The 12,844-nt window shown below is 60.4% G+C and carries 10 protein-coding genes; 5 read left to right on the top strand and 5 right to left on the bottom strand.

Annotated features, from left to right (window positions below; translation table 11 throughout):
- Positions 1 to 73: 73 nt before the first annotated feature.
- The 5 genes from DW136_RS05810 to DW136_RS05795 form a co-directional block, all read right to left on the bottom strand.
- Positions 74 to 928, bottom strand: a complete 855-nt coding sequence (locus DW136_RS05810; RefSeq protein WP_117629598.1) for a PRD domain-containing protein — start codon at positions 926 to 928, stop codon at positions 74 to 76.
- Positions 929 to 946: 18 nt separating this feature from the next.
- Entirely contained in the window at positions 947 to 1,459 is a 513-nt protein-coding gene (locus DW136_RS05805) for a PTS glucose transporter subunit IIA (protein ID WP_158549076.1), read from the bottom strand.
- 343 nt (positions 1,460 to 1,802) lie between these two features.
- Positions 1,803 to 2,045, bottom strand: coding sequence for a 4Fe-4S dicluster domain-containing protein (locus tag DW136_RS10050; protein ID WP_199580187.1), 243 nt, complete (start codon positions 2,043 to 2,045; stop codon positions 1,803 to 1,805).
- Between the two features lie 147 nt (positions 2,046 to 2,192).
- Positions 2,193 to 2,564: a hypothetical protein gene (locus DW136_RS10045; RefSeq protein ID WP_199580185.1), complete on the bottom strand. Its 372-nt coding sequence runs from the start codon at positions 2,562 to 2,564 to the stop codon at positions 2,193 to 2,195.
- A gap of 626 nt (positions 2,565 to 3,190) precedes the next feature.
- Positions 3,191 to 5,350 (bottom strand): DEAD/DEAH box helicase, encoded by a 2,160-nt coding sequence (locus DW136_RS05795; protein ID WP_199412251.1) that lies wholly within the window; start codon positions 5,348 to 5,350, stop codon positions 3,191 to 3,193.
- A 580-nt stretch (positions 5,351 to 5,930) separates the two neighbouring features.
- Between DW136_RS05795 and DW136_RS05790 the strand changes: the two genes are divergently transcribed.
- From DW136_RS05790 to DW136_RS05770, 5 genes are all read left to right on the top strand, one after another.
- Positions 5,931 to 6,893, top strand: a complete 963-nt coding sequence (locus DW136_RS05790; RefSeq protein WP_117716901.1) for an FHA domain-containing protein — start codon at positions 5,931 to 5,933, stop codon at positions 6,891 to 6,893.
- 170 nt (positions 6,894 to 7,063) lie between these two features.
- Complete coding sequence (locus DW136_RS05785; protein ID WP_117716902.1) at positions 7,064 to 9,148, top strand: DUF6273 domain-containing protein; 2,085 nt, start codon at positions 7,064 to 7,066, stop codon at positions 9,146 to 9,148.
- Positions 9,149 to 9,720: 572 nt separating this feature from the next.
- A complete protein-coding gene (locus tag DW136_RS05780; RefSeq protein WP_117790259.1) occupies positions 9,721 to 12,060 on the top strand; it encodes a cation-translocating P-type ATPase in 2,340 nt (779 codons plus the stop codon).
- Between the two features lie 147 nt (positions 12,061 to 12,207).
- Entirely contained in the window at positions 12,208 to 12,429 is a 222-nt protein-coding gene (locus DW136_RS05775; protein WP_055310331.1) for a heavy-metal-associated domain-containing protein, read from the top strand.
- A 43-nt stretch (positions 12,430 to 12,472) separates the two neighbouring features.
- Entirely contained in the window at positions 12,473 to 12,745 is a 273-nt protein-coding gene (locus DW136_RS05770) for a metal-sensing transcriptional repressor (protein WP_055285698.1), read from the top strand.
- Positions 12,746 to 12,844 lie beyond the last annotated feature (99 nt).

Here is a 12,844-nt window from a genome sequence, read left to right as displayed (position 1 = left end):
AATTAAGACAGATGTGCCCTGGACAAGACCGTGAGCCTTGCCTTATATCAATCGATGTGTGGGCACGTTATGCCTAGAGACCAGGTTCTCCAAGCAGGTTAACAATGTGATATGCGAGATAACTCTTCTCGGCATCGGTAACGACAACGTTATAGGTAGACGCTAAGTGGTCGGCAATTGACTCCGCACACGAGAACGCCCTCGGATACGCCGTTTCATCGATACGGAACAGCGCGTCGCCATTGACCTGCCCCGCCGCGGGATCGAGCGCCCGCTGCGCAAAAAACTGCAGATGGCGAACGAAACGCTCGTACGGCAACGAGGTGACGTCAAGGGTCGTGGCATAGTGCTCGGAAACAATCGCGAGCACGTCGCGAACAAGCTGGACCGAAACAATCAGACGGTCAGAGCGCTGCGGCATGGTGGCGTTGACGATATGCAGCGTAATAAAACCCTGCTCTTCTTCGCTCATCTGGATGCCCATATACTCCTTGATAATCTGCAGCGCACGGCCCGCAAGCGCATACTCCTTGCGATAGAACTGCTGGATCTCGAGCAGCAACGGATTCTCGCAGGGGACGCCCTTACGCTCGCGCTCCAAAGCAAGACTGATATGGTCTGCGAGAGCAATGAGAATCTTGTCGTTGATATCAACATTGAGCTCTCGACGGAGCATCTGAACAATGTCCTCGGCAATCACGAGGTTGACGGTGGGGATGGACTCCAAAAGATGTGCCAAGCGGTCAATCGTACGCGAATCCTGAGAAGTGCCCTCCTGCAGCGCATAGGTCTTTTCGACCGATGCTTCATCGATAGCGTCGCCGGCATGACGGCCAAAGCAGAGGCCTCGACCGATGACAATGAGCTCGGAGCCATCGTCCGAAGTGACCATTGCGACGTTGTTGTTGAAAACTCGCTTGATAACCACGGTACCCACCACAAGAATTTACTCGGAAAGCCAGACGACAGGCTCTTTAACAGCAACAGGGCCGGAAGCGTGCTCACGAAGAGTCGAGTTCTCCGAACGCTCGCACACGATAACGAAGACCGTGGGATCGAAGCCGGCGGCGCGGACCGCGTCGAAATCGACCTCGACGAGGGGCTGGCCCGCGTCGACATGGTCACCCTGGGCAACAAGCGCATGGAAGCCCTTGCCCTCAAGTTTAACAGTGTCGATTCCGATATGCAGCATCACCTGAGCAGAGCTGTCGTCGGACATGATGCCCAGCGCGTGCTCAGTCGGAAACAACGCCGCGACGGTGCCGGAAACAGGAGCGCACACCGTTCCCTCTTGGGGAACCACGGCAACGCCATCGCCCACGGCACGGCTGCTAAAAGCGGGGTCATTGGTATTTTCTAGATGAACAAGCTCGCCGGAAACGGGAGCGAGGATTTCGAACTCGGAAGCTGCAGTCTTCTGCTCATCCGAACCGCCCATCAGGCGAGAAAAGAAACCCATGGTGGCATGTCCCTTCATAAATATAGCCCAACCAAAATCAAGCGAATGCATCCATAGAGACACACTCGTTCAAAGACTTTGGTTAGGCCCACGTCCGAGGGACTCGGTAACCTTCCGCATTTCTTTTTACGGGAGTTATTTTAGACAAGCCCAAAGCCAGAATAGTCATTATGACCGGTGAGCGGTATTTTTTCTTCGATAAACGGTATTTAGGCAGCACTTGGGGACGTTCCTTTTCTGCCGGCACTCGGGGACACTCCTCACTCTGGTGCATTGGGGACAGGTTTGTTTGCACCAGGTTGGTGCAGATTAACCTGGCCCCATTGCACCAATTTCGTATGCGCTAGACAAAGAGCTCGCATTCCTTCCGCACGACGCAAACCTTGCTCAGCATCTGGGAAACAGCGGATAGCTTGTTGGGATCAAGCTTACGAGCGCCTCGCGGGCATACGGCAATGCAGCGCATGCAGGAGATGCACGCCTCGCCAGCTGCTCGTTTGGGGTCACCCTTGTCGATAGCACAAACGGGGCACGCCGCGGCGCATGCACCGCAGGAGACGCAATCCTCTGTTGCCTCAGGTGCCATGCGGTGACCTCTGGCTTGTTTGTAAGGACGATTGCCGGGAATAGAGGGCTCGGATGTATCCTCAGCCAACAGCTTTTGCTGAATTTGCTGCGCAAACTCTGCGAGCTGCGCCGCATCCTGCACATCCGGACGACCGGCAGCAAACTGTCACGCAATGGAATGTTCTGCAATGGCTGCAACTGCCGCGATTACCCGGAATCCCGCATGCTTCGCAACGTCCTCCAGCTCTACGAGCGTGTCCTCAAACGCGCGGTTTCCGTATACACAAACCAAAACAGCCCGAGCCCCGTTGCCGCGCACCATGCCCAACCGGTCAGCCACCACAGCCGGAATTCTACCGGCATACGCCGGCACAGAGATTACGGCCACGTCGTCCTCAGTCATCGAGACAGCGCTGAGATCTAGCCCGCTATCGGTCAGATCGACGGTAACGGTATTATTGTCCAGCGCCCCGGCCACAAGGCCAGACACCTTCCGCGTTCCACCCGTCGGACTAAACACAATTTCGAATACGCTCATCGAGGCACCCTCTCCCTACGCCTGGCAACGCGTCAAGCCGTTTTCACATTCAGACAGAGTATACGGCGCATGGGGAGAGCTCCCCGTTTCGGTGCGCCAGGCACCCCAATGCACCCACCCTACGCTGTCTGCCTCTTCGTTTTGTATAAATTACGGTACAGATTGTATATATTTACGGGATACCGCCGCGTTCTCCTGAGGTACCCCATCCTGGCCCGTGCAAAAAACGGAGTATTCTGCAACGTGACCGCGCCAGCACCGCCGCGGATGGGCAAAACTGTAGGGCGCCGCATCCTTTTAAGTCCCGACATGGCGAGAATGACGCGCCCCTGCTCCGGAAAACGACGAAATCTGACTCAGAACGCTCGCTAGGGATATCCGAAGGCCACCGTTGGCGACGTCAAATCATATGCAGACAACTCGAACTGCAGAATACTCCAAAAAATGCACGGCGCACCCCATGGGACCCATTGCCGCATGGTAGGAAACAGGCCCACGGCATCCTCTAGATGCATTCCCGAGGAAATCACATTTGAACTAGCGATCGGATACGGCAAACAAAAAGGGCCCCGAGCGTAGTTGCTCGGGGCCCTTGGTTCACCTCGCTCTAGCGGGCGATGCGTGCGTTATTTGCGCTTGCCGCCGCCGTCACCGGGGCGACGGGAGCTGCTACCGCGCTTGCCACCACGACTATTGCCATAGCTGCCACGGTTATCGCGACCGCCGGCACGACCGCCACGGGAACCGGCCTGGTTGCCGCCGCGACCACCACGGTAGCCGCCGCGACGCTCTTCGCGGGTATCGTCGTAGTTGCGCCAGTCATCGCGACGATCGCGGCTGGCACGCGGGTCACGACGATCGCGCGACTCGTTAGAACGACCAGCACCGCCGCGGCCGCCGTTACCACGAGCGCCCTCGCCGCCGCGACGCTCGTCTCGGCCACTGCGCTCGTCATCACGACCGGAACGACGACGGTCGCCCGAGCCGCGCTTGCCGCCGCGCGAACCACGGCCCTCGTCTTCGCGCTCAACACGACGACGACCACCACGGTCCTCGTCCTCACGACGACGGCGGTGCGCCTCGCCCTGGAACTGCTTGGCACGGCGCTCGGCACGGTTGCCTCGCGGGACCTGCTCGACGGCACCAGCACCGCCGCGCTCCTCGGCAGCCACCTCGCGGGCAACGCTCTCCACGGCCTCGTCCACGCGAGCCTGAACACCCTCGCGCACGCGGGTCTTGCCGCCGCGCTTGGGACGGCTCGGACGCTCGCCGTCGCCGCGACGCTCGTCTCGGCCGCGGTTAGAACGACCGGCCACATCGCCGTAATCGTCGCCGTTGCGTTTGCCGTCGCGACGTGCCTGCTCAAGCTTCTTCTTGCTCTTGGACTTGCCGCGCTTGGTCTTCTTCTTCACCTTAAAGGCCGCAGGGTCGCGCTCGGGATCAACCGCAGGCGGATTGGGACCCACGTGCAGGTCGTCGGGCTCGTAGATGTCGGCGGTCTTGTCCATGAGCTTCTCAATCTCGTAGAACTCATCGACGTCCTGCTCGGTCACAAACGTGATGGCCCAGCCCAGCTCGCCGGCGCGGCCCGTACGGCCAATGCGGTGGATATAGTCAGTCGGCTCGGCCGGCACGTCAAAATTCACAACGTAGCGCACGTCGCTAATGTCGATGCCGCGGGCGAGCACGTCGGTTGCCACCAGCACGTCGACGGTGCCGTCGCGGAAGGCCGAAAGGGCACGCTCGCGCTGGGCCTGGCTGCGGTTGCCGTGAATCGCGGCGGCCTTGATGCCCTTACGCTCCAGACGACGGCAGCAGCTGTCGGCGCGGTGCTTGGTGCGCATAAAGACGATAGTGCGCTCCGGACCCTCCTTCTTGAGGAACTCGGGCAGCAGGTTGTTCTTGGCCTCTATGGACACCGGGAACACAAACTGGTCGACGGTGTCGGCGGTCGACGTGGCGGGCGCGATCTCCACGCGAGCCGGGTCGCTCACCAGGTCGGTGATCTCGCCCACGGCCTCCTCGTCGAGCGTCGCCGAGAACAGCAGCGTCTGGCGCTCGGCCGGCGTCTCGCGCACAATGCGGCGGACGGCGGGCAAAAAGCCCATGTCGAGCATGCGGTCGGCCTCGTCGAGTACCAGCACTTTGACCTCGCCCAGGTGGCAGGCACCCTGCTCGATCAGATCGACCAGACGGCCCGGCGTTGCGACCAGGATGTCGCAACCGTACTTGAGGGCAGCGGTCTGGGGCTTGTAGCTCACGCCGCCCACGACGGTCACGGCAACATGGCCGGTGACGTCGGCGATTTTGCTCGCGACCTCGTCGATCTGCTGGGCAAGCTCGCGCGTAGGGGTGATGACGAGCATCACGGGGCCGCGGCCGTTGCCCTCGGGCTTTTTAGCACCGCGACGACGGTTGCGGCCGCTACGCTCGCGCACAGGCTTGGGCGGAGCGATGTGCTCCAGGTTGTTCATGGTCGGCAGCAAAAAGGCGGCCGTCTTGCCGGTGCCGGTCTGAGCGGCGGCAAGCAGGTCGCGGCCTTCGAGCACCACGGGGATCGAGCCGGCCTGCACGGGCGTCGGCGCCGTGTAGCCCAGGTTCTCGATAGCACGAAGCATCTCGTCAGAAAGGCCCAGCTCGTCAAAGGCGGGCAGGCTCTCGGTAGCGGACTCGACGGCCTGGGCAGCATTGGCCTCATCGGCGGCATCGAAGGCAGCCTGGGTCATGGCCTCGCGGGTCTCGTCCAGGATCTCGGCGTCGGTGACGTCGGATACAGAATTACGCATATGTTGTTGTTCCTTATCTGCACGCGCAATGGGCACGGCATGCGGCCGCGCGGGCGTGCTTGGTAGTGCGCTAATACATACAAAAACGGGTGCGCACAGAGAGGACGTTGCTCAGCACGCTGGCGATCGCTTTGGCAGCCCTATCGCGCGCCGTCCAGACGCAGCAGCTCTAAGCGATGGAGCAGATTCGCCGCGGGTTAGTATACCCGTACTCCGTATGCCCCCACGTAAACCACAGATGACGGAGCAGGTCTGGGCCAATTGTCTCAATCTGTAACATCTACAGGGCAAATCTTCCTCTACGTGTTACAGATCGAGACAAACGGTCGACACGGTTCACAAACGTCTCAATCTGTAACAGTTACCGAGTAAAATCGGTCCTAATTGTTATAGATCAAGACAGAGGGGGATTTCCGTCCGGTCCAAACCAAATCTCTCAGTCTTCCTGCAATTTCGAACATGTGGCCTATAATGTTGCTTTGGTTACGCTACATATTGCGCAGCCATTTAATACGTCGCCCACCGGGGGCCATTAATTCCTATCGCCTTATTGGCTAGGAAGCAATCAAAGGAGGTATCCGTGGCAGCAGAGACGCCTTGCTCGGTCCTCTATAACGATATTCGCTCGTTCGGCGGTCTTAAACATCTCGAGATCGCCCGAATGCTCATCAATGGAAACTCTTATCTCGGCAGTACCCTGCTCGAGAAATGCTCTTCCAACCGCTCGTATCTCACCCGTTACATCGTCCATCGCGAGCCTGACCAGTGCGCGCCCGCCATCTACAGCGACTTTGCCGTCACCACGCTCAATCTTTCCGCGGCAATCTGCAGCAAGCTCGGCGGCGGCGAGTCCGCCTATCAGGCAATCGCCGAGCACTATCGCGGCCCGGCCGCCAACGAAATGATGTCGGCTCTCGCCAGCTACAAGCTGGACAGCCGCCTATATGCAAATGCCCTCAATCACATCGACAACTTTGACGGCAATGCCGTGCGCGAGAAGAGTACGCTTTACCTTATGCTCTTTGTGGCAACGGGAGCGCTCGCCGATCCCGTTCAGGGCATGGCTACCGTCGAGCGCTTTTGTGACAGCAAGACGGGTGGGCACTTTGGCACCACCGAGACCACCGTCGGCCGTGGTTTTTTGAGCAGCTTGGATCAACCGCGTGCCGTCGCTCCCAACCTCGGTTTGCTTAGGATGCACGCCGGAAACAGCGTTGACATGCAGGTCCACCCCCTTACGCGTGACCCGCGCGGCACGGTAATTGGCTCCTTGCCCAAAACCTCGCCCAGCATCACCGATGTGGGCGCCGACGCATCGCGCGAGCATCTTCGCATTTGGCTTGAGGGTGAGCACTGGTACGCCCAGGGCCTTGGATCGACCAACGGCACAGTGCTCGAATCGGGCGCGGGCGACGGCGATATTGTGATTGAGCCGCCGCGCGACCAACGCGAGTCCGGCAAGATCTATCCCCCCGTGGAAATCGCCAACAGCGACAGACTTCATTTGGGTCTCTATACAACGTTTCTCGTTATTGTGGACTAGCGCGTAGAGACGTGGGAAACAGATGTCACTCGTCTTATATCATTTACGTTGCACGCTGCACTATAAATAGCAATACGAGTCAGCTTATCGGCAAACACGTCTATCATGGGCTTTAATCGATAATCGCGTTCTCGATGTGAGCACGCGGCCCCACCAAACGAAGGAACGCCTTGGATACCACCAACACCGCCTCTGGCGACAAACTCATCCGTCTCGACACGTTCGATACCGCCGTGGCGGTCGACCCCAGCGCCGAGGACGACGCCAAGCGACGGTTTATGACGCTTATTCTTCAGACTGCATACCGCGACGACGGCAATATCGGGCACGTGCTGCGCGCGACCAACACGAGCGGTGAGGTCTTTGCCGTCAAGCTGCTCAAGGACAACACCATCCTTTCCGGCCAAGCCCCCGATCGCTCCACCGAGCAAGCGGCTGCGCACCTGGCCAACACCGCCGCGCTGTTCGAGGAGTACCGTCATCTGTGCACCGTCTCGCACCTGCGCGGATTTCCGCGCGTCTATGGCTATGGATCGTGCGAGGACGACCCGCTCATCCTCATGGAGTGGGTCGAGGGCACCTCGCTCAAGCAGGCGCTGCCCTTGCTTCCGCACGATGTCTCGGGCGGGCTAACCACCCAGATGGTGGCCGCCGTTGGAAACGCCGTGCTTCGCGCACTCCTGATGACCCAGGGACTCGTAAATCCGGTCGTCCATCGCGACCTGTCGCCCGCCAATATCATGTTCCGTACCACCAGTCGAACGCTCGAGCAGCAGGTCGTCGATTGCTCCTTTGACCCCTGCCTCATCGACATGGGCTCCGCGACCATGGCTCTCGGCGACGACACGATCACCCGGCGCGCCGACATCTGGCGTTTTGCCACGCCCGCATACGCCGCGCCCGAGATGCTCACGCAGGATATCGAAGGCATCGCGGCCCTTCGCCGCTCGCCCGCCATCGATGTCTATGCGCTATCGAGCATTCTGTACCAGCTCTACAGCGGTCGCAAACCGTTCGATGTGGAGTCGACGGGTGCCGCGGCAACCGGCTCGTTCTACCTCATAAAGACCAAGACCAAGCCGGCACCGCTCGAGCCGCGATGCAATGACGACGAGGCACTCGTCCAGATCATCATGAAAGGTATCTCGGTTGAACAGGGCGATCGCCCCACCGAGCAGCAGATGCTCGAGGCGCTCTCGGCATACCTCCCCGCTGCAGAATCTGAGGGCCGTGAGGGCGCGGGCAGTGACGCCGCAATCGACATCGACGCCGGTACACACCTTAAGGTCGACGTCGCCGGCGAGCGCGCGAGAGAGATCCTGGAGCAGGCCCGGCACGATGCCATGACCCGCCGCCGCTTTATTATCGGCGGCGTTGTCGCAGCCGTTGCGGGACTCGGCGTTATCGGGGCGGCAACCCATGGCTTTGGCATCCCCGACTATCTGGACGGCATCCGCGGTTCACTTGGCGACTACACCTGGGATCAGCTGCAGGAGATTTCGCTCAAGATTAGGGCCGCCGAGACCCGTAGCGAGGCACGCGAGATTGTCAAGCGCTATCATCTGCTCGATGCCGATGGGCATATCCCCTATCCGTGTACCAAGCGCGTCACGCTCACCAACGGACTGCAGGTTGGCGCGCAGCTCGTGGGCATCCGCCACGACGAGCTTTTGGACGGAACGGGCAAGGCCGGACTGACGTTTATGTTCGATGCCGGCATTGCCGAGCGCGACGCCGCGGCCCAACCGTTGAGCGCCGGCTGGGCAGATTGCGAACTGCGGGAATGGCTCGATGGCGACGGCCTTAAGCTGCTGCCCAACGAGTTGCGCGCACTCATCAAATCTGTCAAAAAGATCTCGAATAACATTGGCGCCGCCAGAAGTGCATCGTGTCTGAGCAAGTTGCCCGCAACCCTTTGGCTGCCCGCCATGGTCGAGCTGTGCGGCAATCAGCCACCCGAGTCATTTACCGAGGACTTTCACTACCTGGCCGACATCTATAACGGCGAGGGTAAGGAGTACCAACTCTTCCGCGAGCTCAAGGTGAGCCCGTATTCCACGAACGAGACGATGGTCCGCCAGTGGAAGGGCAAGGACACCTGCTGGTGGGAGCGCACGGTGAGCCCCGACACATCGGAGAGCGAAGGCACACTCTATATGAATCGCGTGGGACGCGACGGCGACGTCTTTACGTACGCAACGCCTGCAAGCAAGCCCAACAAGCGAACCTGCGTGATTCCCGGATTCTGCATCTAGGCGGCGGGCGTCTTGCCGTGACGGGACCCCTCCCCGGCAATTGTCTCAATCTGTAACACTAGCTCGGCAGATACAGGTCTAGATGTTACAGAACGAGACAAACCTCAACCCCGCGAGACAACATCTCAATCTGTAACAGTAAGGGGTTAAAAACCTCTCTAGATGTTACAGATTAAGACATTTGAGTTGACCGCGGACAGTCTGTCTCGATCTGTAACAGTTAGAACCCAAAAAACCAGTCTAGATGTTACAGATTAAGACATTGAGTTTCCTGCCAACTGTTTGTCTTGATCTGTAACAAATACTCGGTAAAACGGGGTCTAGTTGTTACAGATCGAGACGTTAGTTTTCGGTTGAAATGTTTGTCTAAATCTGTAACAGCTATGGTTCAAAAACCGGTCCAGACGTTACAGATTGAGATGTTTGGCAGAGACGGCCACCGATTGAGCAGCCACCCTCATCTGTAATGAAAAGTCATACATTCCAACTATTACTGGACACCCCCAGGGGGTATGGGTGTATAGTATCGGTTGGTTAACATTTCCGACACTACGTCACAGAAAGGAGAAACCATGGCTCAAGATAAGTTCGACGTGGGCGGCATGACATGCGCCGCCTGCCAGGCGCACGTGGACCGTGCCGTGAGCAAGCTCGATGGCGTCGAGAGCGTCGCGGTCAATCTGCTCGCCGGCTCCATGATGGTCGACTATGACCCCGCGCAGGTCACCCCCGACGACATCTGCACCGCCGTCGATCGTGCTGGCTACTCGGCCTCACCCGTCAGCACGGGCACCGACGCCGCCCAAAGCGGCAGTACGCAAGCCAGGTCCGGCGCCGCCCATATGGAGTCGCCCACCAAAAAACTGGAGGCCGCCGCCTCTGCCATGCGCACTCGTCTCATCGTCTCGATCGTATTCCTCATCCCACTGTTCTACATAGGCATGGGGCACATGCTTGGCTGGCCGCTGCCCGGCATTTTCACCGACCATACCCACAGCATGACGCTCGCCCTCACCGAGCTCGTCCTGCTTATCCCCATCGTCTATGTCAACGACGCGTACTTTATCAACGGGTTTAAATCGCTCGCGCACGGCGCGCCCACCATGGACGCCCTTATTGCCGTGGGCGCCACCGCTTCCGTCGCCTGGTCGTTCTATGCCATGTTTATCATGGCCGACCAGCTGGCCGCCGGGCAAATCCACGAGGCCATGATGACGAGCATGGGCAACCTGTATTTTGAGAGTGCGGGCACGATCCTGTCGCTCGTCACCGTGGGCAAATACCTCGAGACACGCAGCAAATCCAAGACCGGCGGCGCCATCGAGGCGCTCATCGACCTGGCGCCCAAGAGCGCGACCGTCGTGGCAGAGGACGGCACCGAGACCACCGTCGACGTCGACAGCATCCTTCCCGGCCAGGTCCTGCGCGTACGCCCCGGAGAGTCCATCCCCGTCGATGGCGTGGTGCTCGAGGGCAGCTCGGCCGTGGACGAGAGTGCGCTCACCGGCGAGTCCATCCCCGTGGAAAAGACCGCCGGTGCCACCGTCAACGCGGCCACGGTCAACCGCACGGGCTCGTTTACCTTCCGCGCCACGCGTGTGGGCGCCGACACGTCGCTCGCCAAGATTATCCAGCTCGTCGAGGACGCCAACACCACCAAGGCGCCCATCGCCCGCATGGCCGACAAAGTCGCCGGCGTGTTCGTGCCCGTGGTGTTTGTAATCTCTGCCGTAACTTTTGTGGCGTGGATGGTGCTGACCGGAAGCATCAACGAGGCGCTCACTTCCGCTGTCGCCGTGCTGGTGATCAGTTGTCCGTGCGCGCTCGGCCTGGCCACGCCCGTCGCCATTATGGTGGGCACCGGCAAGGGCGCCGAGATGGGCATTCTGTTTAAGAGCGCTGAGGCGCTGGAGAACCTGCGCAGCGTGGGCACCGTGGTGCTCGATAAGACGGGCACGGTCACCCGCGGCAAGCCGGCCGTGACCGACATTGTGGTTGTCGCGCGCGCCGACGGCTCGCCCGCTATGAGTGAAAAGGCGTTACTGAAGCTCGCTGCCGCGCTGGAGCGCTCGAGCGAGCACCCGCTGGCCGAGGCGATCATGGCCGAGTGCGAGTCGCGCGGAATCGTGGCGCGCACGGTCGAGGACTTTGCCGCCGTGCCTGGACGAGGCGTTACGGCGCGCGAGGGACAAAACGTCATCGCTGCCGGCAACGTGCGCCTGATGGTCGAGCTGGGCGCGAAGGTGCCCGCCGGCCTTGCCGAGCAATTTGCCGCCGAGGGCAAGACGCCGCTGTTCTTTGCCAAGAACGGCGAGCTTGTCGGCACCATCGCCGTGGCTGATGAGGTCAAGGAGACGAGCGCCGAGGCCATCGCCGCGCTCCGCAAGCTCGGCGTCGATGTGCGCATGCTCACTGGCGACAACCGCGTGACGGCCGAGGCCATCGCCCGCCGCGTGGGACTGAGCAGCGAGCAGGTCATCGCCGACGTCCTCCCCGCCGACAAGGAACGCCACGTGCGCGAACTGCAGGATGCGGGCGGCAAGGTCGCCATGGTGGGCGACGGCATCAACGACTCCCCCGCCCTGGCGCGCGCCGACGTGGGCCTTGCTATCGGCACCGGCGCCGACATCGCCAAGGAGGGCGCCGACGTGGTACTCATGCGCAGCGACCTCATGGACGTCGCCCGAGCCATCGAGCTTTCACGCGCCACGATCCGCAACATCAAGCAGGACCTGTTCTGGGCACTGTTCTACAACGGCATCGGCATTCCGCTGGCGGCGGGCGTGTTCTTCCCGCTCACCGGATGGCAGCTCTCGCCGATGTTTGGCGCCGCGGCCATGAGCCTGTCGAGCGTGTGCGTCGTAAGCAATGCTCTGCGCCTGCGAACCTTTAAGCCTAAAGTGGCAAAATAGGCTCACTATTACGTCCATTTAGAACGGGTTTTCCAGGTGCCAGAGATTGACCTGAAAGAGGAGCGACGCGTACTTTGGTACGCGAGCGACGGCTTGAAGGTCAAGGTCGGGTGTCTGGGAAAGCCGACACAACAGAGAGGAATACCGATGCGATACACAATCAAGACTTCCGGCCTCATGTGCGGCCACTGCGACGCCACCGTCGAGACGGCGTTGCTCAACGTTGCCGGCGTGACCGACGCCGATGCCGATCACGAGACTCAGACCGTCCAGGTGGAGTGCGCCGACACCGTGACCGCCGAGCAGCTCGCCGCCGCTGTCGAGGCCGCGGGTGAGAAGTTCCACGCCCTTTCGGTGACCGCCGCGTAACGACCCGCAGGTACCCCCCCCCGACCAGAAACGAGGACCCGCCATGATGGCAGACCACAAATCGGTAACCCGCATGCTCAAGACGGCACGCGGCCAGATCGACGGCATCTTGCGGATGGTCGATGAGGACCGTTACTGCGTCGATATTTCCACGCAGCTCATGGCAACGCAGGCGCTCATTGCGCGCATCAACGCCGACGTGCTCAAGGCGCATATCGAGGGCTGCGTGACTTCGGCAATCGAATCGGGCGACGAAGACCTCAAGGCCGCCAAGCTCGCCGAGATCGAACGCGTCGTCGACAAGCTCTCCAAGTAATTGGGGCATTGGGGACGGACTGCTTTGCACCTTCTTGGTGCATCGGGGACAGGTATGTTTTGAACTGCGTCCCGAATCTTGGCCTTCTTTATTAGAAGC

Origin of the sequence: Collinsella sp. AM12-1 (genome assembly GCF_003472325.1) — a bacterium.
GTDB lineage: Bacteria > Actinomycetota > Coriobacteriia > Coriobacteriales > Coriobacteriaceae > Collinsella.
Note: the sequence above shows the minus strand (reverse complement) of the source record. Positions and strands in the feature narration are given on the sequence as shown.

Coding starts and splice junctions, on each gene's coding strand:
- DW136_RS05780 (WP_117790259.1), top strand. CDS start 9,721: ATGGCTCAAGATAAGTTCGACGTGGGCGGCATGACATGCGCCGCCTGC.
- DW136_RS05775 (WP_055310331.1), top strand. CDS start 12,208: ATGCGATACACAATCAAGACTTCCGGCCTCATGTGCGGCCACTGCGAC.
- DW136_RS05805 (WP_158549076.1), bottom strand. CDS start 1,459: ATGGGTTTCTTTTCTCGCCTGATGGGCGGTTCGGATGAGCAGAAGACT.
- DW136_RS10045 (WP_199580185.1), bottom strand. CDS start 2,564: ATGAGCGTATTCGAAATTGTGTTTAGTCCGACGGGTGGAACGCGGAAG.
- DW136_RS05770 (WP_055285698.1), top strand. CDS start 12,473: ATGATGGCAGACCACAAATCGGTAACCCGCATGCTCAAGACGGCACGC.
- DW136_RS05795 (WP_199412251.1), bottom strand. CDS start 5,350: ATGCGTAATTCTGTATCCGACGTCACCGACGCCGAGATCCTGGACGAG.
- DW136_RS10050 (WP_199580187.1), bottom strand. CDS start 2,045: ATGGCACCTGAGGCAACAGAGGATTGCGTCTCCTGCGGTGCATGCGCC.